Origin of the sequence: Chelativorans composti, from assembly GCF_039541695.1 — a bacterium.
Lineage (GTDB): Bacteria > Pseudomonadota > Alphaproteobacteria > Rhizobiales > Rhizobiaceae > Chelativorans > Chelativorans composti.
The window spans coordinates 128,002-151,400 of record NZ_BAABGS010000073.1; the positions used below are offsets into that span (position 1 = coordinate 128,002).

At 64.3% G+C, this 23,399-nt stretch carries 20 protein-coding genes; 4 read left to right on the forward strand and 16 right to left on the reverse strand.

All coding sequences use genetic code 11. The annotated features are described in order from the left end of the window. Window positions 1-4: 4 nt before the first annotated feature. Complete coding sequence (locus ABD906_RS14165; RefSeq protein ID WP_345100162.1) at window positions 5-241, forward strand: DUF2093 domain-containing protein; 237 nt, start codon at window positions 5-7, stop codon at window positions 239-241. Window positions 242-309: 68 nt separating this feature from the next. Here the strand turns inward: ABD906_RS14165 and lpxK are convergent, their stop codons facing one another. From lpxK to ABD906_RS14225, 12 genes are all read right to left on the reverse strand, one after another. Next, window positions 310-1,347, reverse strand: a complete 1,038-nt coding sequence (gene lpxK / locus ABD906_RS14170; protein ID WP_378187782.1) for a tetraacyldisaccharide 4'-kinase — start codon at window positions 1,345-1,347, stop codon at window positions 310-312. A gap of 12 nt (window positions 1,348-1,359) precedes the next feature. Next, window positions 1,360-2,670 carry a lipid IV(A) 3-deoxy-D-manno-octulosonic acid transferase gene (waaA, locus tag ABD906_RS14175; protein WP_345100089.1) on the reverse strand — a complete coding sequence of 437 codons (1,311 nt, stop codon included), beginning with the start codon at window positions 2,668-2,670 and terminating at the stop codon, window positions 1,360-1,362. Next, window positions 2,667-3,386: a lysophospholipid acyltransferase family protein gene (locus ABD906_RS14180; protein WP_345100091.1), complete on the reverse strand. Its 720-nt coding sequence runs from the start codon at window positions 3,384-3,386 to the stop codon at window positions 2,667-2,669. Before ABD906_RS14180 ends, waaA begins: the two co-directional genes overlap by 4 nt. A 75-nt stretch (window positions 3,387-3,461) precedes the next feature. Next, entirely contained in the window at window positions 3,462-3,704 is a 243-nt protein-coding gene (locus ABD906_RS14185; protein ID WP_345100093.1) for a DUF4170 domain-containing protein, read from the reverse strand. Between the two features lie 137 nt (window positions 3,705-3,841). Then, the gene (locus ABD906_RS14190; RefSeq protein ID WP_345100095.1) at window positions 3,842-4,633 is read right to left on the reverse strand and encodes a 3'(2'),5'-bisphosphate nucleotidase CysQ; all 792 of its coding nucleotides are present in this window, start codon (window positions 4,631-4,633) and stop codon (window positions 3,842-3,844) included. Then, entirely contained in the window at window positions 4,620-5,963 is a 1,344-nt protein-coding gene (locus tag ABD906_RS14195) for a TldD/PmbA family protein (protein ID WP_345100097.1), read from the reverse strand. The genes ABD906_RS14190 and ABD906_RS14195 overlap by 14 nt, the downstream gene beginning before the upstream one ends. 104 nt (window positions 5,964-6,067) lie before the next feature. After that, window positions 6,068-6,934 carry a patatin-like phospholipase family protein gene (locus ABD906_RS14200; protein WP_345100099.1) on the reverse strand — a complete coding sequence of 289 codons (867 nt, stop codon included), beginning with the start codon at window positions 6,932-6,934 and terminating at the stop codon, window positions 6,068-6,070. A gap of 12 nt (window positions 6,935-6,946) precedes the next feature. Continuing rightward, complete coding sequence (locus ABD906_RS14205; protein WP_345100101.1) at window positions 6,947-8,263, reverse strand: M16 family metallopeptidase; 1,317 nt, start codon at window positions 8,261-8,263, stop codon at window positions 6,947-6,949. A gap of 11 nt (window positions 8,264-8,274) precedes the next feature. Continuing rightward, window positions 8,275-9,624, reverse strand: a complete 1,350-nt coding sequence (locus tag ABD906_RS14210; protein ID WP_378187781.1) for a M16 family metallopeptidase — start codon at window positions 9,622-9,624, stop codon at window positions 8,275-8,277. An 86-nt stretch (window positions 9,625-9,710) separates the two neighbouring features. Further along, a complete protein-coding gene (gene rsmD, locus ABD906_RS14215; protein WP_345100105.1) occupies window positions 9,711-10,265 on the reverse strand; it encodes a 16S rRNA (guanine(966)-N(2))-methyltransferase RsmD in 555 nt (184 codons plus the stop codon). A gap of 6 nt (window positions 10,266-10,271) precedes the next feature. Next, window positions 10,272-11,693, reverse strand: coding sequence for a pseudouridine synthase (locus tag ABD906_RS14220; protein ID WP_345100107.1), 1,422 nt, complete (start codon window positions 11,691-11,693; stop codon window positions 10,272-10,274). Between the two features lie 331 nt (window positions 11,694-12,024). Continuing rightward, window positions 12,025-12,600 carry a DoxX family protein gene (locus tag ABD906_RS14225; protein ID WP_345100109.1) on the reverse strand — a complete coding sequence of 192 codons (576 nt, stop codon included), beginning with the start codon at window positions 12,598-12,600 and terminating at the stop codon, window positions 12,025-12,027. 439 nt (window positions 12,601-13,039) lie between these two features. Between ABD906_RS14225 and ABD906_RS14230 the strand changes: the two genes are divergently transcribed. Continuing rightward, a complete protein-coding gene (locus ABD906_RS14230; RefSeq protein WP_345100111.1) occupies window positions 13,040-13,519 on the forward strand; it encodes a nucleoside deaminase in 480 nt (159 codons plus the stop codon). A gap of 90 nt (window positions 13,520-13,609) precedes the next feature. Here the strand turns inward: ABD906_RS14230 and ABD906_RS14235 are convergent, their stop codons facing one another. From ABD906_RS14235 to ABD906_RS14250, 4 genes are all read right to left on the reverse strand, one after another. Next, the gene (locus ABD906_RS14235; protein WP_345100113.1) at window positions 13,610-14,257 is read right to left on the reverse strand and encodes a hypothetical protein; all 648 of its coding nucleotides are present in this window, start codon (window positions 14,255-14,257) and stop codon (window positions 13,610-13,612) included. A 177-nt stretch (window positions 14,258-14,434) separates the two neighbouring features. Continuing rightward, window positions 14,435-17,356, reverse strand: coding sequence for an isoleucine--tRNA ligase (gene ileS / locus ABD906_RS14240; protein WP_345100115.1), 2,922 nt, complete (start codon window positions 17,354-17,356; stop codon window positions 14,435-14,437). Window positions 17,357-17,915: 559 nt separating this feature from the next. Next, the gene (locus tag ABD906_RS14245) at window positions 17,916-18,896 is read right to left on the reverse strand and encodes a bifunctional riboflavin kinase/FAD synthetase (RefSeq protein ID WP_345100117.1); all 981 of its coding nucleotides are present in this window, start codon (window positions 18,894-18,896) and stop codon (window positions 17,916-17,918) included. Between the two features lie 10 nt (window positions 18,897-18,906). Next, window positions 18,907-19,764, reverse strand: a complete 858-nt coding sequence (locus ABD906_RS14250) for a TIGR01459 family HAD-type hydrolase (protein WP_345100119.1) — start codon at window positions 19,762-19,764, stop codon at window positions 18,907-18,909. A gap of 216 nt (window positions 19,765-19,980) precedes the next feature. Here ABD906_RS14250 and ABD906_RS14255 point away from each other — a divergent pair, with 216 nt between their 5' ends. Both ABD906_RS14255 and hisS read left to right on the forward strand, forming a co-directional pair. Then, entirely contained in the window at window positions 19,981-21,768 is a 1,788-nt protein-coding gene (locus ABD906_RS14255; protein WP_345100121.1) for a pilus assembly protein TadG-related protein, read from the forward strand. Between the two features lie 154 nt (window positions 21,769-21,922). Beyond that, window positions 21,923-23,374 carry a histidine--tRNA ligase gene (gene hisS, locus ABD906_RS14260; RefSeq protein WP_345100123.1) on the forward strand — a complete coding sequence of 484 codons (1,452 nt, stop codon included), beginning with the start codon at window positions 21,923-21,925 and terminating at the stop codon, window positions 23,372-23,374. Window positions 23,375-23,399: the final 25 nt, after the last annotated feature.

Sequence of the window (23,399 nt, forward strand, 5' to 3'; positions counted from 1 at the left end):
TTCCATGAACCGTTTCGAGCGCATTGCTGACACTGAAGCAACGATTCACTATCTGGACGGCGATTACGAGGTCATCAAGCCCGGGTCGTACGTCATTTGCGCCGTGACGGGTGAGAAGATCCCTCTCGACGATCTGCGCTACTGGAGCGTTGCCCGCCAGGAAGCCTACAAGGACGCTCATGCCTCGCTGCAGCGCGAGCTTGAGCTCAATCCGGACCTGCCCCGTCCCCGCAAGAAGTAGGCGTTCTTATCCCCGCCCCCTGCGCGTTTCGTTGCTGTGCAGGCCCCCTGCGCTCCCGCCTCGAAATCCTAATCCCGTCCGCTGCGACCGATCCGTTCGCGTCCGCGCGATATTGTCTGTTCGATGATGCGCGCGGCATCGTCCTGCCCGGAAAACACTGCCTCGATGCGCAAGCAGAGGATTTTCTCCCTGAGCGCCGCGCCAGTTCCGGTACCGGTACTGATGCGGACGAGATCCTTCTCGGTCGTGACCAACGCCAGACCCTGAGCCTCGGCCTCTGCCAGCAGAGCCTGCAGTTCGGCGTGCGTATAGGGATGGTGATCGGGGAACGGGCGCGCAACCGCCACCTCGGCGCCCGCGCTCCGCAAGCTGTCGAAGAACTTGGACGGATTGCCGATCCCCGCGAAAGCCAGCACCCGCCTGCCCCTGAAGTCATCCACGTTCACCGGTTGCACGGCAGCGCGAAAGACCGCCTTCCCCGCCCGCTCGAACCGGTTCGGCACATCCTGGGCGCCATCCCCCTCGCCCATGCAAAGCAGGGCGTCGGCATGGCGCATCTGCTCGTCCAAAGGTGCGCGTAACGGCCCCGCGGGCAGCACAAGTCCGTTGCCGAGGCCGCGGCGGGCGTCCATCACCATCAGCGCGAAATCCATGGCCAGATGCGCGCTCTGGAAACCGTCATCCATGATGATGAGGTCGCAGCCTTCCCCAATCAGCCGCCGCGCGCCATCGACACGGTCCCGAGCCACCACCGTGGGGGCCGCGCGCGCCAGCAGCAGCGGCTCGTCGCCGACCATGGCTGCGTCATCGCCGGATGCATCAACGCGGTGCAGCCCGCCATGCGCTCCGCCATGGCCGCGCGACAGAAACCCGGGATTGAGCCCCATCTCCCGCGCCTTCCGGGCGAGCGCGATGGCCACGGGCGTTTTCCCCTCACCTCCGACGGTGAAATTGCCCACGCAGAGGACCGGAACCTCGACCGGGACCCGCGGCGCGTGACGCATGCGGTGTGCCGCCACCGCGCCGTAGACGGCAGCAAGAGGCCGGAGAGCCGCAGAACGCCAGTCCGCCTTCCGCCACCAGAAATCCGGTGCCGCCCCGGCCAGCACCATTACCGCCTACCTTCCGCCCTGCAGGCGGCTCTTCACGATCAAGGGATGCAGAAACGACTCCAGCGCCGTCAGTGTGCGCGACAGCGAGCCGGACATCTGCTGCACGGCCTCGAGCCCCGCCCGCATCATCGCCTCGCGGGCCGCGTGGTTCTCCAGCAGGAAATGGACTGCACCCGCCAGCATCTTCGCGTCCTTCACCAGCCGCGCCCCGCCTTTCTCGATGAGCAGGCGATAGGCTTCCCGGAAGTTCTGGACATTCGTGCCCGACAGCACCGCCGTGTTGAGCATTGCCGGCTCCATCGGGTTCTGCCCGCCCTCGCCCGCCAGCGACCGCCCGACGAACGCGATCTCCGTCAGCCGCAGGTAGAGGCCCATTTCGCCGATGCTATCGCCCAGGAATACATCCGTGTCCGGCGTCACCGGCTGCCCGCTGCTTCGGGTCACCACCCGCAGACCACGCCCGGTCAAATCTTCCACCAGCGCCTCCGCGCGGTGCGGATGCCGCGGCACAATAATGGACAACACATCCGGATGGCGCGTGCGCAATGCCTTGTGCACCTGGGCCGCGATCTGCTCTTCGCCCTCATGGGTGGAGATCGCCGCCCACGTTTTCCTGTTGCCAATGCACTTCAGGTAGAAGTCGAGCAGCGCGTCGTCCACCGGCGGCGGCTCCGTGTCACCCTTGAGGTTGCCCGCTACGGTGACGGGCCGGGCGCCCAGCGTGCGGAACCGGTCGCCATCGGTTTCCGACTGCGCGATCACATGCGCGAAATTCTCGAACAGCGCCTCCGCCACGAACGGCGCCTTCTGCCAGCGCTCGAACGACCTGTCCGACATGCGGGCGTTGACCAGCACCTGCGGGATCCGGCGAGCGCCGAGTTCCAGGATCGTCACCGGCCAGACCTCGGATTCCGCGACGATAGCAAGATCCGGCTTCCAATACGAAAGAAAGCGGCTGACCGCCGGCTGCAGGTCGAGCGGTACGAACTGGTGGATCACCCGGTCGCCGAGCCGTTCCGAGACCACCCTTGCGGACGTGACCGTTCCCGTGGTCAGAAGCACATAAATCCCCGTCCGCAGAATACGGTCGATCAGCCCCAGCACCGCCGCCGTCTCGCCGACGCTTGCCGCGTGCACCCAGACCAGCGGCCCGTCGGGCCTCTCCCGGCTCGGCTGGCCGTAGCGTTCGTGGCGCCGCGCGCGATCCTCCTTGCCCTTGCCGACGCGGGACAGGACATAGAGACCGATGAATGGCATCGCGGCAACGCCCGCCCAGCGATAAGCCGTCAGCAGAGTTCGCGCCCAACGTTCACTCATCGGCGACCATCTGCCAGCTGATAGGCGCGCAGAGTGGTTTCATTGAGGGCATCCGTCAGCTGCCTGCGTGCTTTCTCCATCTCGCCCTCATCCGCATCGGCGGGGACCAGGATAGGTTCACCCATGACGGCCGACAGCCGTCCGAAAGGTAGGTTGATTGTCGTCTTGTCCCAGCTCTTCTCCAGAACCTTCCGCCGGCTCGTCGCCACCGCAAACGGAAGGATCGGCCGTCCCGTGAGCTTGGCCAGCGTGATGATGCCGAGCCCGGAACTGCGTGGAACACCATGCGGAATGTCCGCGATCATCGCCACGTTGCTGCCCTGCTCCATCGCCCGCTTGAGCTGGATGAGCGCTCGCGCGCCACCCTTCTTGGCATGGTCAACGCCCTCGCGCCCGCCCGATCCGCGCACCACCTCGAGCCCGAACCTCTGCGCCACCAGCGCATTGAGCTCCGCGTCCGCGCTGCGCGACACCAGTGCTGTCACCTTCAGCCCCTTCGCCATGAAGACTGGGGTGAGAAGATGCTGGCCGTGCCACATGGCAAGTATCGCCGGCTCATGGGTCTTCACGGCCGCCACTGGATCATCCGATCCCTCGACAAGCCGGTTCGTCCGGCGCACGAACGTGAGAGCCCCGCCAATGACGGACGCGATGGCATTCTTCGCCAGACTGGATTGGGCGAGAGGACCCCGAATACGCTGCCACAGTCTTTTCATCGGCCGCTTCTCCGGGCATGCGTTTCGTCGGGAGTCGGCGTCGGACGATTGGGTCATGCTGTCTGAACGTCCGGCTTAACCGTTGCTTGCCTGCGGTTCGAGCAGCCGGTGCAGATGCACGATAAAGTAGCGCATATGCGCGTTGTCCACCGTTTCCTGCGCCTTTGCCCGCCACGCCACCTCCGCGGACTTGTAGTCCGGGAAGATGCCGACGATGTCTAGCTTGGACAGGTCACGGAATTCCGTACTGTTGAGAGACGTCAGCTCGCCACCGAAGACAAGATGAAGAAGCTGTTTCTTGGGTTTTTCCTCGTCCATGTCCCTTTGTTCTCCGTTCGCAGAAGAGTTGGGTAGGCGCTCGGATCGCGTTCAAAAGGCAAGCAACGCAAATCACTTGCCCTTTTTGTCGCCATTCGTCGTGGCAGGCAACCCCGCCCGCGCCCAACTCAACACATTCAGCCAAGTGTTCCGGTCATGATCCGCAGCAGTTCCCCGCTTCCGGCGGCTAGCGGTCCCTTCTCCGGATCGCTTCCGCCCAGGTAGGGACGCTGCCCGCCGGCGTCCAGAAGCAGCCCGCCGGCTTCGCTGAGGATCAGGTCGGCGGCCGCGAGATCCCAATCGTGCGAATATGGCTTGACGAAGGTTGCATCCAGCTCGCCGCGCGCCACCATGGCGATGCGGTAGGCGAGCGAAGGTATGTGCGACGGGATCTGCACCCCCTGCAGCAGCTCGCCCGGGAGCCTGTTGATCATGGCCTTCGCACCGGCGATCCTGAGTTCGCCGCCCTGCGGCCGCACGGCAATGGCCGAGCCATTGGCGAAGGCGCCCTGCCCCGCGGCGGCGGTGAACACTTCCCTGCGGGCCGGGCAGTCGAGAACGCCGGCGATCGTGCGGCCGTTTTCAACCACCGCGATGCTGACGCACCAGATGTCCTTGCCGCCGATGAAGGCACGCGTTCCGTCGATCGGATCCACGACGAACGTGCGCTGCGCCTTCAGCCGGTCCGGCTGATCGGCCGTTTCCTCCGACAGCCAGCCGTAATCGGGCCTGGCCGCCAGCAGCTTGTCGCGCAGGAACCTGTCCACCGCCAGATCGGCGGCGCTGACCGGAGAATTGCCCTCCTTGAACCATACCTCCGGATCGCGCCGGTAATAGCTGAGCGCGATCTCGCCCGCTTCCCGCGCAGCCTCGAGGATCAGCTTCAGGTCGTCGGCGGGACTGGTTGTCCGGGCCTCATTCTCCTGCAACAGTCATTCCTTCTATCAGAAGCGTGGGCGCGGCGATCCCGAAATTCCGGTCGAGATCATTCGCCGGCACCATGCGCATGAACATTTCCTTGAGGTTCGACGCGATGGTGATCTCCGAGACGGGATAGGCAATCTCGCCGTTCTCGATCCAGAAGCCGGCAGCACCGCGGCTGTAGTCACCGGTGATCAGGTTTGCGCCATGGCCGAACAGTTCGGTCACGTAGAACCCGCTCTTGATCGCGCCTATCAGCTCTTCGGGAGTGCTCTCGCCCGGCTCGATGGCGAAGTTGGTCGAAGCGGGCGTCACCGACGAACCCGAGCGCACACCGCGCCCGTTGGTCTCGAGCCCGAGTTCGCGCGCCGTGGAGGTGGACAGCAGCCAGCACATGAGCACGCCGCTCTCGACCGGCACCAGTTTCTCGCCCTGCACGCCCTCGCCGTCGAAGGGCCGGGACGACGGCCCGCGCCGGCGCAGCGGCTCGTCAGTCACCGTGATGCCGGCGGAGGCAATCTGCTGCCCCATCTTGTCCTTGAGGAAGCTCGTCTTGCGCGCGACCGCCGCCCCGTTGATGGCCGAGGCAAGCGCGCCGGCAAGGCCCCGCGCCACGCGCGGATCGAACACCACCGGAAAAACGCCCGTCTTCACGCGTCGCGAGTTGAGGCGTTTCACCGCCCGCTCGCCTGCGCGGCGTCCAATGACTTCCGGCGCTTCCAGATCGGCGAAATGCAGCCGCGAACAGAAGTCGTAGTCGCGCTCCATGCCCGTGCCAGTACCAGCCACCACGCTCACCCCGCGCGAGAAGCGCGTCGCCGAATAGGCGCCGAGAAACCCGTGCGACGTGGCCAGCACCAGCCCGCCTTCGCTCGCCGAAGCGCTTGCTCCCGAGGACTTGGTGACACCTTCGACCGCCATGGCGGCGGCTTCAGTGGCCAGCGCGTCTTCTGTCAGCTGCTCCGAGGATACTTCGGTCGCGTCGACCAGATCGAGGTCCGGGATTTCCCTTGCCAGCCGCTCTGGGTCCGCCAGCGACTGATACGGATCTTCCGGCGAGACCCTGGCCATTGCCACGGCCCGCTCGGCAAGTTCCTGGGCGTCCCCGTCCATCGCGGCGGAGACGCTTGCCACCCGCTTGCCGACGAATACGCGCAGCATCATGTCATTGCTTTCGGCGGACTCGGTTCCTTCCACCTTGCCGAGTCGGACCGCAACGCTGCGGGAACGCGAGCGCGTGACCACCGCATCCGCCGCGTCGGCCCCCGCGCGCTTGGCCGCCTCCACCAGTTCGGCGACGCGGTCGATCAGAATCTGCTGGTCCGAAGCTTTACTCATGAGATGGCCTTCACGTGGTGGGGAACCGGATCCGCTGTGAACCCGGCGCGGTTTTCAACCAATCATTTATGGCTCTCGCGGACGCAACGCAAGGAGAGCCGCCCTCAGCGCGCGTCCCCCGTATACGATCGCCCGGACAGATGCGCCGAGATGGCCCTGTCCAGTTCGCGCTTGACCTCATCCTTGAGCCCCGCCGTCTGCCGCATGATCGCATCCATCTTCAGGAAATCAAGGACCCGGAAATTGCCCACCGCCGGCCGCAGGAACACATCGGGACGCGAGACCTGAAGCTTCGTTTCGATGATCGAATTCATCATCAGCTGCGTCGCGCCGTAGAGCAGATCGACCAGCGACGGCGTCCCCCGCCCGGCCGGGTGGGGCACGCCCACGACATCCACGGCCACGACGATGTCCGCCATCCCTTCCAGAAGATCATAGGGCACCGGATTGAAGAAGCCGCCGTCGATCAGCGTCATGCCGTCCCGCTCGACCGGCCGGAACACGGCGGGCAGAGCCACGGAAGCCGCCAGCGTTGAAATCAGCGCCCCGGACCGGAACACGGTGAGCCGGTGGCCAAAAAAGTCGGTGCCCGTCACCAGGAGCGGTATCTTCAGTTCCTCGAATGTGGCTGGAATGGTCTCCGGCAGGAATTCCCGCAGCACCGCCTCGGCATCGAGCCGTCCGAACAGCATCGCAGACTCGAGCAGCGAGCTGAGCGAAGCCCTTTGCGCGCGCCAGATCCTCGACGCGACCTTTGGCTTGTTCGACAGAAGCGCCTGGGCGTAATCCCGGACCTCCCGGCCCGTCATGCCGGAAGCCATCGCCGCGCCCATCATCGCGCCGATGGACGAACCAGCGATGGCCACTGGCTTGATGCCCATCTCGTCGAGGGCCTCCATTACGTGGATGTGAGCGAGGCCCCGGGCTCCGCCCCCGCCAAAAGCCAGAGCGATGCTCGGGGCCCCCGTCATGATACCTTGACCCTAGCCGTCTTCGCGGCCGACGACGAGCACGGCAGGCTTCGACGAAAGGAGCTTCGCCGCTATGGCCTTCACATCGTCAATCGTCACCGCGTCATAGAGGTCGTTCAGCTGATCGAGGTAGTCGATCGGCCTGTTGTTGCGCTGCAGGCTGACCAGGGTACGCGCGATCTGGCTGGTTGAATCCAGCGCCCCGATGACCACGGACCCCTTCAGGAAGGCCTTCGCGTCATCGACCTCTTGCTGGGAAATGTCGCCCTCGGCCGCCTGCTTCATCACCGTCTCGGCCATTTTCATGGCTTCGCTCGCGCTGTCCGCGCGGGTGCTGGTGGAGACGTAGATCAGACCCCAACCATCCTCGAAATCATTGAACGCGTTCGCGCCATAGGTGAGGCCGCGCTTCTCGCGAAGCTCGCGGAACAGGCGGGAGGTCATGCCGCCGCCGAGCAGATTGGTGAGGACGTTGGCGGCATAGATCTCCGGGCTCTCCCGCGACAGCCCCGGGTAGACCAGCGCGATAGAGGTCTGCGGACGGTCGTAGGGCTGATGCACGCTGATGCCGAACCGCGGTTCAGGCGCCGGGACGGGCTCTACCTCGGCTGTCTCCGGCAGGTCGCCGAACAACTCGTCCAGCACCTTCGTCAGCTCCTCCCTGTCGATATTGCCGGCAACGCCGACCGTCAGGTTGGAACGGGCGAACAGCGCCCGGTGCCGCGCAACCAGATCCTCACGCGCGATGCCCTGCACGCTTTCGGGCGTCGCAATCGCCGCGAGTGGATGTCTGCCGTAGAACTCTTTATTGAACTGCTGCCAGCCCTGCTCGTCCGGGTCATTTTTTGCTTCTTCAAGGGCTGCGATCATGACGCCCTTTGCCAGGTCGATGTCGTCCTGGTCGAAGCGGGGCGCCTTCAGCGCAAGCGCGAGAAGCTCAAGCGGTTCCTTCTCCTCGCCCTTGAGGAGTCGGATGGATCCATTCACCTGATCGGAATTGGCACGGAAGGAAAAGCTGGTCCCCGTCGCATAGAGGCGCGACGCGAACGCATCGCGGTCCAGGTCGCCCGCACCCTTGTCGAGCAGGTTGCTCATGAGCTCGGTGAGGCCCTCCTTGCCCTGAGGGTCCTGCAATGAGCCGCCATTGAAGGAGAAGGAGATGACGATCATCTGGTCCGTGGGATCGTTCATCAACCATGCCTTGACACCCTTCGGCGAGACCACCTCCTCGATCTCGACGGCCCGCGCGGTCTGCACCGCGAGCAGCAGCGTTCCGCAGACGAGCACCCCGCGGAAGGCTGAAAATATCCGGTTCGTTGTCTTGTTCATGGCAATGTCTTTCAATCCGCGGCCGTCTCGTTGTCGGCGGGCATCAGGTAGCCCTTAACGCTCCGGTCCAGGAGCAGGTACTTTCGCGCCGCCTCCTGGATCTTCTCGAGCGTCACCGCCTCGAGCCGCTCGCGCGCGTCATCGAGCTCATCCACCGTCCCGCCTTCGATGAGATCCGACGCATACTGGACCGCGCGTGACATCATGTTGTCCCTGGCGAAGACGAACTGGCTCGCATAGACCTTCTTGGCCGTCTCCAGCTCCTCCGCCGTTACCCCGTCCTGCAGAACCGCCTCCAGCTCCTCGCGGATCGCGGCTTCGACGGCCTTCAGTGCCTCCGGATTGATCGGATCGGCGCCCACGGCGAAGCGCGCATAGTCGCGGTCACTGGAAAGGTAGGCATAGACCCGCGCCGCGGTGCGGTCCTTGATGACCAGCCTGCGGTGCAGACGGCTGCGCTCGCCGCCGCCGAGAATCTCGCCGAGCACGGCGAGCGCATCGTTCAAGTCCCGATCTTCCGAATAGGGCGCCGGAGCGACCCACGCCTGATAGAAGCTCGGAATGGTCACGCGGTCGTCCTTGAGCGTTACCGTGCGCTCGGTGCGTGCCGGTGGCTCCGTTGGACGCACGCGCTCCGGCAGGTCCGGCCCGCGCTCCACCTTGCCGTAGGTCTTCTCCGCAAGCTGCCGCACCGTCTCTGCATCCACGTCGCCGACCACCACCAGGATCGCGTTGTTGGGAACGTAGTAGCGGTTGTAGAAATCGATAAGCTGCTCGCGGGTCAGCCCCTCGATCTCGTTCCGCCAGCCGATGACGGGGCGCCCGTAGGGATGGTTGACGAACAGCGCTGCACCAAAGGCTTCGCCGAGAATCCCGCCCGGATTGTTGTCCGTGCGCATCAGGCGTTCCTCGAGCACCACCTGGCGCTCCGTCTCGATGGTCTCGTCATCAAGGATGAGATTGCGCATCCGGTCGGCCTCGAAAGCCATCATCTGCTCGAGCGCGCTCGGAGGAACTTTCTGATGGTAGACCGTCATGTCGTGAGTGGTGAACGCGTTGTGGCTGCCACCAAGCGCCTGCACGGCCGCGTCCAGTTCTCCGGCCGCGTGGTTCTTTGTCGCCTTGAACATCAGATGCTCGAAGAAGTGCGCCATGCCGGAGAGGCCGGGCGGCTCATCGGCAGCGCCGACCTTGTAAGCCAGCAGATGCGTGACGATAGGCACCCGGCGCTGCGGCACCACCACCACCTGCAGCCCGTTTTCGAGTGTGAAGACATCGATGTCGGGCTTCTTGACGGCTTCCTCGGCATAGGCCCGAGAAACCAGACCGGCGACAAGAGCAACAATACTCAAGAAATACACAAAAACAGAGATACGTCGAAATATCTGCATCTATACTTGTCCCTGGTAGAAGCCGATTAGCTCTTGCTCTCTGATTTTGACCAAAATCAGACTACCCGGCAGATGCTCAGGCTGCTTGAAGCGTAGATCCGGCGATCGAGCAGTGTCAGCCCTTCCGGCAACTGGAAAGGGTTTGAGGCCGTCTCTTCGACGACGACCAGGGCACCTTTCTCGAGCCAGCCCCCTGCCAGCAGCGAGGCGACAGCCTTCTCGCCGAGCCCCTTGCCGTAAGGTGGATCGGCGAACACCAGCCGGAACGGCTGCATGGTGCCGATCGGCCCCATATGGGTTGCATCGCGTCGGAAGATGCGCGTGCAGCCCGGCAATCCGAGCGCCTCCACGTTTTCCCGGATCAACGCCCTGGCCGCGATGTCCTGCTCGACGAACAGGCAGTAGGCCGCGCCGCGGGAAATCGCCTCGATCCCGAGCGCCCCGGTGCCGGAAAAGAGATCCAGCACCCGCGCGCCCTCGATCGAACCCGGATAGGCATGTTCCAGAATGTTGAACAGCGACTCCCGCGCGCGGTCCGTCGTCGGACGGATCGCGTCCGACTTCGGTGTCGCAAGCCGCCTGCCCTTCAAAGCCCCACCAACGACCCGCATTCGACCTTACCGCTTCTTCTTTGCTGCCCCTGCCCTGGACTTGCCGGCAGGCTTGGCGCCCGCCTTCGCCGGTTTCGCAGCCTTTGCCGCCTTGCCGGCCTTTCCGGTGCTGTCAGCCTTGCGGGCCGCACCCTTCGCTGGCTTCGGCTTGGAAGCCGGCGTTTCCTTCTTCACGGTCGGGCGGGCCCCGGGCGCGATCCACACGTGAGCGGTACGGGGCCGCATCGGTTCTACGACCTCGGTGCGCTTGCCGCCCGTTTTCCGTCCGTCAGTTCCACCGGCGGCTTTGCCGGCAACGGCAGCCTTCGCTCCGGCAGCCCCCTTTCCGGCTGCGCCCCTGGTAGCCTTCACGCTCCTGAGCGGCTTGGTCTGAAGCCGGGCGCGAGCCTCCTCGCGAATTTCCTCGCGCGACTTCTTCCTGCCCTTGGGCGCTGCGGTTTGCTCCTTCTTGCCTTCCTTCTCCTCGAGTGCCAGCAGTTCAGCCGGCTCCTGACCGGCCCGCACCGGGCGGTTAGGGAACGGATACAGGATCGGTGCATCGAAGTTCGCGCCAGCTTCCTCGACCAGGCGCGGCCCGAGCTGGTCACGCAGCGTCCTGCCCTTCACCTCCTGCACCGCGCCCTCCGGCAGGTCACCGAGCTGGAACGGGCCGAAGGACACGCGAATGAGCCGCGTCACCTGCAGCCCTAGGGCGCCCATGACGTTCTTGACCTCGCGGTTCTTGCCTTCCCGGAAGGCGACGGTAAGCCAGGCGTTGCTGCCCTGCTTCCGGTCCAGCGTCGCCTCGATCGAGCCGTAGAACACGCCGTCGACGGCAATGCCGTTCCTGAGTTCGTCCAGCTGCTCCTGCTCCACCTGCCCGTGCACGCGCACGCGGTAGCGGCGCAGCCAGCCCGTCGTCGGCAGTTCGAGGACGCGCGCCAGTCCGCCGTCATTGGTGAGCAGCAGCAGACCTTCCGTATTGATGTCGAGCCTACCGACGGTCACCACGCGCGGCATCCCCTTGGGCAGTACGTCGAAGATGGTGGGGCGCCCCTCGGGATCTTTCGTGGTCGTCACCAGCCCCGCCGGCTTGTGGAACAGGAACAGGCGCGTACGCTCCGGGGGCGGCAGGCGTTCGCCATCCACCTCGATGCGGTCGCGCGGAGAAACGTTCACCGCCGGTGTGGTCAGCACCTTGCCATTCACCTTCACTCGGCCCTCGGCAATCATCGCCTCGGCTTCGCGCCGGGACGCGATGCCCGCGCGCGCCAGCCGCTTCGCGATGCGCTCGGAGCCGTCCGCCTCGCCGGCGATCTGCGCGCCCGCATTCTTCGCGGCCTTCGCGCTGCCAGTGCGTTTGCCCGCGCTCTTCTCTGTCGTGTCGTACTTCTTTCTTGGACCGCTGCCCTGGCCGGCCGCAGCAGCCGGTTGCTTCTTGTTCTTCATAACGCCTTTGCCGCTTGAGGCACCAATGGGTTCTGCAGGAATGCCCGGGAAACGGAGGGATGCAGAAACCGGGTTATCTTCAAATCAGGGTTTAGATCATTTTGCGTCTTAGTGGAATCACCCGCGGTTACCTATAGCGGTTCCAGGAAAAGTGGATACCGGTTTTCCGTCCGGAACCGCGACAGGCAAAAGACCGGTTCCAGGAAAAGTGGGTGCCTGCCCGGGTCTGGCGGGGCCGTGCGGCAGACGGCAAGCGGGAGCATTCAGCAAAACCCCCGCCAGCAGGGCTGGCAGGGGTTTTGTTCGTTTGCCGTAGCGCGGTTCGGCCGGATCAGAATTCCTTGCCGATCAGCCGGTCGAGCGAATACTTGCCGCCGCCGAAGGCCGCGATCAGCGCGGCGCCCGCAGCCCAGAAGGTCGAGTTGAACACAGCCTTGCTCTGCACCTGGTGCAGGAAGGCATAGCCGCCGTCTGCGAGCAGCCGCGCCTGGCCCTGCGGGGTCAGGTACTCGAGATTCGCCTTCAGGAACTCGATGCCTTCAGGCGTAAGGAACGCATCGCCATAGGGGCGGGTCACATGGAACCAGATGGTGATGGCGAGCATCACCGCATTGGCAAGCGCGATCGGACGGGTGAGCAGGCCCAGCGCCATCATCGCACCGCCCACGAACTGCATCACCGCCAGCAGCGGCGAGAAGAACCAGCCTGCCGGCCAGCCCAGCACGTTTTCCACGAAGCCCACCTGCGCGAAAGGCGCGGTGATCTTCGGCCAGCCTTCCACCATCAGCAGGCCGCCGATGATCACGCGGAAAATGGCCCAACCGACCGGCTGGGCAAAGCAGTGGTAGAACGGCGCCATGAACGGCAGGATGAGCCGCTCACGCGGGCTCGAGGTCATTTCTTCCATGGTTTAGATCCCTTCGACTGGGCGGGCATGGATGCCGCCCGAATCCTCCTCTGGGGCGCCACCGCGGTCGGCGTGACCGGGGCGCGCCTTCCCGTCACTGCTAAATCGCCTGTGATGTAAACGTATTGCGATGGATCAAACCCTGGTTAGGAAACTGTCGACAGCGGGCCCGAATTATCACCTGGCGGCACCCTCTCCGGGGGTGGCGGCAGGAGAATATCGGTTTTCAGAGACCGGCCTTCGCCCCTGGAGCCACACCCGACGCCGCAGACCCTCTCTGCTGTCCACGAAAAAGGGCCGACCTAACCCCTTGTTGTTGGGCTATTCCCGGCAAGTGCCTGTTTCTCCTTTTCGCCGAATTGCAGTAATAGTGGCTCGCAACCGCCGCAACGGCAGTTGCGCGCGATTCAGAACCGCCCTTGCCGGGTACAGGAGATCCATGACGAAACCCGCCGGGAACTATGTGAGCTTCATGCAGGTCGCCCTCGAGGAGGCCCGTGCCGCGGCCGAGAGGGGCGAGGTTCCCGTCGGCGCGGCCATTGTGCGCGACGGCGAGATTCTGGCACGCGCTGGAAACCGTATGCGCGAGCTGAGGGACCCGACGGCCCATGCCGAAATGCTCGCCATCCGAATGGCCTGCGAAGCGCTCGGCTCCGAGCGGCTGACCGGTGCAGACCTTTACGTCACGCTTGAGCCCTGCGCCATGTGCGCCGGCGCGATCTCCTTCGCCCGCATCAACCGGCTCTATTTCGGCGCAAGTGACGAAAAGGGCGGCGGGGTGCTGCACGGCGGCCGCTTCTTCTCGCAGCCGACCTGCCACCACGCGCCTGAGGTTTACGACGGCATCGGCTCCGCGGAAGCGACCGCGCTGCTCAAGGATTTCTTCGCCGCCCGCCGCTCATCGGCAGAAGGGGCCTGAACCGGCCTTCGGAAACTGCCCCGTCCCCCGGAAAAGAAAATCGCCCCGTCCGCGGGGACAGGGCGATTGAAATCTTCCGAAACCGCCGGATCAGAACGGCCAGAGGCGACCGAGGCCGCCGCCACCCGCCTTGCGCTTTGCCTCGCGTTCCTTGACGGCTTCATCCTTGCCGATCTCTCCGGCCGGGGCCGTCGGCTCGGGCTGGCGATAGGTCAGCGGCGGATCACTGAGATAGCGGCGGACATTGGGATCGCCCTGCTTGGACATCTGTTTGCGGCGCAGGACCTCAGCCCGCTGCTCCTGCGGCGAAAGCTTCGAGAAGTCCACGTCCTGGCCCGAAGCTACCAGATCCCGCACCACCGGCGAACGGTAGCTCGGATCGTTCTGGTGCTCGGTCGCCTCGGCGCGAATGCGTGCGAGACGCTCCTCCGGGCTTTCCGGCCATGCCGGATTGTTCGAGGCGATGTTCTCCTGCGGCGGCGGCAGCACCGTCGCTGATGGCGGTTTCACCAGCTCCGGACGCGGCTTGTAGTCGATGGCCTGCCGTTCCCGCGGCCCGAGGGAAAGAATGCCGGTGACATCCTCCAGGAGCTGCTGCTCCGAGGTCTTCCCGGTGCCATAGGTTGCCCCGCCGCATCCGGCGAGAACGACCGCGGAGGCTGACACTGCCGCGCAGGCAGCTATCCGCAAAGCCCGTGAAACGCTGAGCTGCTCCGCCCTGCCATTCCTGATGACCATGTACTCTCCTAACCCCTGCTCAAGCCGCTGGGGGCCTGTGCGCGCCATCTTCCCCCTGAATCCGACAAGAGAATGGCGATATAAGGCACTTATTATAGGAGGGGCGGCCCGTGCGCAACGCTGCCGCCCCTCTTAAATCAGTATGAATCGCTTTCCACAGGCCGTCTGGCCCAAAGATTACTTGGCCAGGAGACCCTTTGCCGCGAGTTCGCGGAGCGCCGCCGCGTCACGCGCCGAGACATCCGGATATTCGGGATCCGAGCCCACGTCCTCGGTGTAACGCCAGGAGCGGGCGCACTTGCGACCGCTCGCACGCTTGAACACGACACCCACGCCCCGCACCTCGTCGATGCGGAAGGCATCCGCCGGAGCCTCGCCCTCGACGATCTCGATGGCGCTGGTGATGCACACCTCGGCCATGTCGGTGCCCTTCACCGCCTCGGCAAGCACCGGGTCTGAAATGTAGACCACCGGCGCGGCTTCGAGCGAGGAACCGATTGTCTTGGCCTTGCGCTCCACCTCAAGCGCACCCGTCACCACGCGGCGCACCTGGCGGATCTTCTCCCACTTGGCCTTGAGCGCGTCATTGCGCCACTCGGACGGTACCGGGCGGAACTGCTCCAGGTGCACGCTCTCGGCCTGCGGATAGCGCGACAGCCATGCCTCCTCCATCGTGAAGGGCAGCATCGGCGCCAGCCACGTCACGATATGGTCGAACAGGTGGCGCACCACCTGCAGCGCCGACTTGCGGCGGATGCTCGACGGGGCGTCGCAGTACAGCGCATCCTTGCGGACGTCGAAGTAGAAGGCAGACAGCTCCACCGTCATGAAGTCGATCAGCGCGCGCGTGATCCGCTTGAAGTCGAAGTTGTCGTAACCCTTGTTCACGATCTCGTCGATCTCGGCGATCCGGTGCAGGATCAGGCGTTCCAGCTCGGGCATCTGCTCGACCGGGATCACCTCGCCCTCGTCATGCGCCAGCGTGCCCAGCATCCAGCGGATCGTGTTGCGCATCTTGCGGTAGGCGTCGATGTTCGTCTGCAGCACGTTCTTGCCGAGACGCTGGTCCTCGCCGTAGTCCGTGGTCATCACCCACAGGCGCAGGATGTCGGCGCCGGACTGTTTCATCACGTCCTGCGGAACCACCACGTTTCCGAGCGACTTCGACATCTTGCGGCCATCCTCGTCCATGGTGAAGCCATGGGTGATGACCGTGTCGTAGGGCGCGCGTCCGCGCGTGCCGCAGCTTTCCAGCAGAGATGAATGGAACCAGCCGCGATGCTGGTCGGAACCCTCCAGGTAGACGTCCGCCGGCCACTTGAGGTCCGGACGGTCCTCCAGCGTGAACGTGTGGGTCGAGCCGGAGTCGAACCACACGTCAAGGATGTCCTTCACCTGCGTCCAGCGGTCCTTGTCGTCGCGGCCTTCCAGGAAACGGTCCTTCGCGCCCTCGGCGAACCAGGCGTCCGCGCCTTCGGCTTCAAAGGCTTCGAGGATACGGGCATTGACCTTTTCATCCTTGAGGATGTTGCCGTCCTCGTCGACGAACACGCAGATCGGCACGCCCCAGGCCCGCTGACGGGAAAGCACCCAGTCCGGTCGCTCCTGGATCATCGCGCGCAGGCGTGCCTGACCGGCCGGCGGCACGAAGCGCGTCTCGTCGATCGCCTTCAGCGCACGCGTGCGCAGCGTCGCACCGTCGCCAAGGTCCTTGTCCATATAGACGAACCACTGCGGCGTGTTGCGGAAGATCACTGGCTTCTTGGAGCGCCAGGAATGCGGATACTGGTGCTTCAGGCGGCCGCGGGCGAACAGCATGTTCGCGCCGATCAGCGCGGTGATCACCGCCTGATTGGCGTCGCCCTTCTTGCCGTTGTCGTCGATCACGCGGGCCGGACCACCCTCGCGGTCCGGACCGAAGCCCGGCGCGTCCTTGGTGAAGAAGCCGGCGTCATCCACGGTGAACGGGATGCTGGTGTCGATGCCGCGCGCGGCAAGGTCCTTGGCCGCGTCCATCCAGGCCTCGAAGTCCTCACGGCCGTGGCCCGGAGCCGTGTGGACAAAGCCGGTACCGGCATCGTCGGTGACGTGGTCGCCCGGCAGCATCGGCACGGGGAACGTGTAGCCGCCCCCAAAGCCCTTGAGCGGGTGCTGGAGCGTCATGCTGAACAGCTCGTCGGCGCTCACGTCGCGGATCTTGCGGTAGCCGAGCTTGGCCTTCTCGAACGAGCCTTCCGCCAGCACGTTCGCGAAGATCAGCTTTTCGCCCGGCTGCGGGCCGTAATCGTTCTCCGCCGATGTCACCTCATAGAGGCCGTACTCGATGCGCGGCGAATAGCTGACCGCGCGGTTGCCGGGGATCGTCCACGGCGTGGTCGTCCAGATCACCACATGGGTGCCGAGCAGGTCGGCCGGCCCTTCCACCACCGGGAACTTCACCCAGATCGTGTCGCTTTCGTAGTCGTGGTACTCGACCTCGGCTTCAGCGAGCGCCGTGCGCTCAACCACCGACCACATCACCGGCTTGGAGCCACGATAGAGCTGACCCGACATGGCAAACTTGAGCAGCTCGCCGGCGATCCGCGCCTCCGAATGGAAGGCCATCGTCGTGTACGGATTCTTGAAGTCGCCCTCGACGCCCAGGCGGCGGAACTCTTCCGTCTGCACCTTGATCCAGTGCTGGGCGAACTCGCGGCACTCCTGGCGGAACTCGTTGATCGGCACCTCGTCCTTGTTCTTGCCGGCGGCGCGATACTTTTCCTCGATCTTCCACTCGATCGGAAGGCCATGGCAGTCCCAGCCCGGCACATAGTTGGAGTCATAGCCGCGCATCTGGAACGAGCGCGTGATGACGTCCTTGAGCACCTTGTTCAGCGCATGGCCGATGTGGATGTTGCCGTTGGCATAGGGTGGGCCGTCGTGCAGCACGAACTTGGGCCGCCCCTTCGACTGCTCGCGCATCCGCCGGTAGAGGTCCATCTCCGTCCAGCGCTTGACGAACTCAGGCTCCTTCTCGGGCAGGCCGGCGCGCATCGGGAAATCGGTCTGCGGCAGGTAGAGGGTCTTTGAATAATCCAGCTTCTCGGAAGTATCGCTCATTACTTTTGCCGTATGGGTTGCGATGACCGTATGGTCCCGCTGATGATCGTATCAGAAGGTGGAAGGCGCCACGAGCGCAAGTATCCCGGCCGTTCCCGGCGTCACGCCATAAGGAAGGCCGGGCCAGTAATTCGCAGAATGGATAGGCTCATACCGGCACGCGTCATCATGCTGGCGCTTTTAGCCGACGCCCGCGAAAGAATAAAGCGTTTCTTGCAGGTAGCGTCTTATGAGGAAACCTTCTGGAGCTTTCGGCACCGCCATCCTCGCCGTCCGATTCTCGTGACTTGCATAATCCCCAATCTATGGCTGCAATTCCCTTTGATCAGGCGGGGAGGGATGACAATGCCGACCGGCACAACCACCAAGGTTACAGAACAACGGCCAACTCCTCGGCGAAATCGTAGCCGCCCGGGCAGCCTTTCAAAAGGCGAGCGCGCACGCCTCACAACTGAAGCGTGAAATCGAGCGCTCCTCAATTATCCCGCGCAATCTGCAAGCCAGACAGACATCCGGCAGATCGTTGAAGCGAAGAAAGCCGCTCCGCACTGACCATGCGCTAGAACGCCAGCGCCAGATCCAGCTCCGACAGCGGGCGCACGCCGGAAAGCAGCGCCCGGGCCTCCGCCTCGTCAATCCGCATCTGCTGGACCATCGGGTCCAGCCCGTCGAACTTCTCCTCCGGCCGCAGAAATCCGAACAACGAGACCGAACAGACCTCGCCATAGATCTCGCCTGCGAAGTCGAAGATGAAGGTCTCGAGGAGCGGATGGCCTTCGCTGTCCACGGTCGGCCGCCGTCCGAAGCTCGCGACCCCGTCGTGGAGGGACCCGTCCGCGCGGCGCAGCCGCACCGCATAGATTCCGTGGGCAAGCTCGACATCATCGGGCAGCACCATGTTGGCCGTCGGGAAGCCGAGCGTGCGTCCCAGCTTCTTGCCGTGCGTGACCTCCGCCTCCACCGTGTAGCGGTAGCCGAGCAACCCGGCCGCTTCCGCCACCCTGCCCTCCTTCAGAGCCGCGCGGATCCGGCTCGAGGAGATGACCTCGCCGCCCTCGTCGGCGAATGCCTCGACAATGCTGACGCCGAATCCGAGAGACCTGCCTGCCTCCGCGAGGCTGTCCGAATTGCCGCCGCGCGCCTTGCCGTAATGGAAATTGTAGCCGGTCACGATCTCCCGCGCGCCTAGCTTGCCCGCGAGGATCTCGCGCTCGAAGGCCTCGGCGGGAATCGCCGCGAAATCCCGGTCGAAACATTGCTCGATGACCGCGTCGAAGCCGAGCAGCTCCAATAGCCGCGCCTTCATGGCAGGCGGCGTCAAGCGGAACAGCGGCTGCTCCGGACGGAAGACGCTCCGGGGATTGGGCTCGAACGTCAGCGCCACTACGGGCCTGCCTTGCGCCCTGGCGAGCTCCAGCGCCCGCCCGAGCACCATCTGGTGCCCCCGGTGGACGCCGTCGAAATTGCCGATCGCGACCACACCGCCGCGCAGGTGCTCGGGACAGGCATCGGCCCCTGGAATTCGCAGGAACTCAGTCATTTCCGTTTCGTCAGCGAAGCCTTACGGTTGCGGCGACGGGCGCAAACCCGTGGGACGCCATGTAGTGCGCGAGCCGCTCCGGATCGGGACGTCCGCTCTCGCCATATTCCGACGCATGGATGCCATCGGTCACGAACAGCAGGTCGATTCCCATGCCCGCCGCGCCCTTTACATCCGTCATCAGTCCGTCGCCAATGGCCAGCGCGTCCTTCACGCCGACGGGCCGCCCCAGCACCTCGCTCGCCTTGGCGAGCGTTGCCTCGTAGATCGGGTGATACGGCTTGCCGGCGATCTGCGTCCGGCCGCCGAGCTGGCTGTAGGCCCGCCCCAGCGCACCCGCGCAGTAGATCATGGTGTCGCCGCGCTCCACCACGATGTCCGGATTGGCGCAGATGAACGGCAGATCCCGCGCCCGCAGACGCTGCAGCAGGTCCGTGTAATCGTCCGGCGTCTCGGTGCGGTCATCGAACAGCCCGGTGCAGACCACGCCCGCGGCCTCGAACTCCTCCACCACCTCGACATCGAGCCCGTCATAGAGCGTCATGTCCCGGTCCGGCCCCAGATGAAAGATCTTCCGGGGCCCCGCCTCGATCAGCGACCGGGTGACATCGCCGGATGTCACCACCGCGTCATAGGCATCGTCGGGAACGCCCAGCGAGCGGAGCTGCTCGATCACCGGTCCGAACGGGCGCGGCGCATTGGTGATGAGAACCACGGCCTTTCCAGCCTGGCGCGCGCGCTGCAGCGCCTCCACGGCCGGCTCGAAGGCCCGAACACCGTTGTGGATGACACCCCAGACGTCGCATAGAATGGCCGAATAGTTTTCAGCCAGCCCATCCAGACGGTCGATGATCTCAAGCGATGCCATGAAGTGTCCCTGGGTTGTTCGTTCGGAAGGCGCGCCGGTTGGCGCGATTTTCGCGAGGGATAGCCTAATGTTCTCCGGCTGTCACGGTTTTTGAAAGGATATTTCCCCGCGGCCGTAACCGTTCATAAACCAGACTTTCGAAACTCGCGCGCCATTAAGAAATAGATTAAGCCCTCGCCCGATAGTCTCCCGACGGACCAGCGGTGGGGGTTCGCCATGATTTTCAAGTTTCTGCGTGACAAGAGCGGCAATTTCGCAATGCTTCTGGCATTGGCCATGGTGCCGATCATCGGAGCCATGGCACTGGCCATCGACTACACGGAGATGAGCCGGCAGCGTCAGGCAACACTCAACGCCTTGGACGCGGCCAACATGGCGACGGCCTGGCGCTACCTGAACGGCGATCCGGATCAGGACGTGCGCCAGTTCGCGCAGGATTTCTTCGAGGCCAATCTCGGCCCCGTGGATCCGTCCAAGGTGACCTTGACGGTTCACCTTCCCGACGAGTCTGAAGGCGGCAACACGATCCGCATGGAAGCGGACCTGCGCTATGACCCGTACTTCTACGGAACCTTCATGAAACTCCTCGGCAAGTCCGGCGAGATCAACATCAAGCTCTACGCGGAAAACGAGGTCCAGCTGAAGAATACGCTGGAAGTTGCGCTTGTCCTCGACAACTCCGGCTCCATGGACGACACGGGCTCCGGTTCCGGCAAGAAGCGCCTGCAGCTTCTGAAGGACGCTGCCAAGCAGCTGGTCGATACCATGGCGAAGCAGGGCCAGCTCATGAAGCAGGTCCAGAAGCCCGTCCAGTTCGCCCTCGTGCCCTTCGCGGCGTCGGTCAACGTCGGCCCCGAACATGCCAACGCGAGCTGGATGGACGTCCAGGGGCGCTCTTCCATCCATCATGAGAACTTCGACTGGACGACCATGCCCTCCAACCTGAAGGTGGAGAAGGTCGGAAACGTCTACCAGAAGACCGGGCAGGACTGGGGGCCGGAACGCTACCAGATCGTGACGCGCTTTACCCTGTTCAACGATCTGCGGCGCAAGTACTGTACGAAATCCAGCAAGAATGTCTGCCAATCCTGGGCAGAAGTACCTGTGACGAGCTGGGCCGGCTGCGTCGAGATGCGTCCTTATCCCTACAACCTCGACGACACGCCGCCTTCTCCGACCAACCCGGACACGCTGTTCGTTCCGATGTTCGCTCCGGACGAGACGGATACGAAGAGCGGCTCCAGGACGGCCTACAACAACTGGTGGGCGGACGCGATCAACAGCACGGCGGCCAACCGTCAGAAGTACATGCCCAAGTACTACGAGGCCAACGAGAGGAGCAGCAACTTCAAGCTCTACAATGAGGGCCCGAACCTGAGCTGCACCACGGTGCCGATTACGCCGCTCACCGATGTCACGACGACGGCGGGCATCAAGCGTATCAAGGATGCCATCGACGGAATGATTGCCGACGGCGCCACCAATGTGCCCGAGGGCATCGCCTGGGGCTGGCGCGTGATCTCCGGCGGAGAGCCCTTCACCGAGGGTCGCCCGGACAAGGAAAAGGGCAACGACAAGGTGATCATCGTTCTCACCGACGGCGCCAACACCTACTATACCCCGAGCAGCCTGGGCTACGCCGACGAGGCCAACAACAAGTCGATCTACTCGAACTACGGCTATGCCTCGAAGAAGCGCATCTTTGACGGCACGAGCCGTCCGACCACCTATGACAATGACAACTACACCAAGGCCATGAACGAGCACATGCAGAAGGTGTGCACGAACGCGAAGAATGCGGGCATCATCGTCATGACCGTCGCGCTGGATCTCAGCACGAAGAAGGCCGACGAAAAGGCGCAGATCGACCTGCTGCAGCAATGCGCTTCCGAATCCCGCGTCCGCCGCGGCCAGAAGCTGTTCTGGAACACGACCGGCGCGGAACTCTCGGAGACCTTCCGGCGCATCGCGGACGAGCTGTCCAACCTCCGCTTCGTCGGCTGATACTATTATCATGCGCAATCAGTCCTGCGCTGCAGACTTGTCGGTGCAGGCCTGATCGGTTAGGGAAACGCGCGGCATGTTCGCGTCACCGCCCCGCGGTGGCCTTCATGCCGCGCGAATATTCATTTCAACCACCAGATCCAGAGCTAAAGACATGGCGGACAAGGCGAACAAGGTGAAGGCAAGGCTCCCGCGCGGATTTGTCGACCGACACCCCGAGGACATTCGCGCTGTCGACGAGATGCTGGTGAAGATCCGCCGCGTCTATGAGCTCTATGGCTTCGAGCCGGTCGAGACGCCCCTCATCGAATACACCGACGCACTTGGCAAGTTCCTGCCCGACCAGGACCGGCCGAACGAGGGTGTCTTCTCCTTCCAGGATGACGACGAGCAGTGGCTGTCGCTGCGCTATGACCTGACGGCACCGCTCGCCCGCTACGTCGCCGAGAACTTCGAGCGCCTGCCCAAGCCCTATCGCAGCTACCGCTGCGGCTGGGTCTTCCGCAACGAGAAGCCCGGCCCCGGCCGCTTCCGCCAGTTCATGCAGTTCGACGCCGACACGGTCGGCGCGCCGGACGTCTCCGCCGACGCCGAAATGTGCATGATGATGGCCGACGTTCTTGAGGAGCTTGGCATCAGGCGCGGCGACTACGTGATCCGTGTCAACAACCGCAAGGTGCTGGACGGCGTTCTGGACTCGATCGGACTGAGCGGTGACGAGCATGCCGGCCGCCGTCTCACCGTCCTGCGTGCCATCGACAAGCTCGACAAGTTCGGTCCCGAAGGCGTGCGTCTGCTGCTCGGCAAGGGCCGCCTCGACGAGAGCGGCGACTTCACCAAGGGCGCAGAACTCGACGACGCAGCCATCGCCAAGGTCATGAATTACATCGAGACCGGCGAGATCGAGGACAATGAAGGCGTGCGCGAGCTTCGCGACATTCAGGCCCTCTGCGCCGCCGCCGGTTACGATGACGGCCGTATCAAGATCGACCCTTCGGTCGTCCGCGGCCTGGAGTATTACACCGGCCCGGTCTTCGAGGCCGAACTGCTGTTCGAGGTTCCGAACGAGGACGGCCAGATCGTCCGCTTCGGCTCCGTCGGCGGCGGCGGCCGATATGATGGGCTGGTCTCCCGCTTCCGCGGCGAACCTGTTCCAGCCACCGGCTTCTCCATCGGCGTCTCCCGCCTGATGACCGCGCTCAAGAACCTCGGCAAGCTGAAGACGGCCGACACCGTTGCGCCGGTCGTGGTCCTCGTCATGGACCGCGACATCGAAAGCCTCGGCCGCTACCAGAAGATGGTCTCCGACCTGCGCCAGGCCGGCGTTCGTGCCGAGATGTACCTGGGCGGCGCCGGAATGAAGGCACAGATGAAATATGCGGACCGCCGCGGCAGCCCCTGCGTCATCATCCAGGGCGGCGACGAGCGCGCGAAGGGCGAGGTACAGATCAAGGACCTGGTCGAAGGTCTGCGCCTTTCCCAGGAAATCGCCGACAATGCCACCTGGCGCGAGGCCCGTCCCGCCCAGTTCTCGGTGCCGGAAGGCGAGATGGTCGAGGCGGTCAAGCGTGTGCTGGCGGCCCAGGCGGAAGACGGACGCGGCTGACGTCCACCCTGCCGGTGGACGCAGA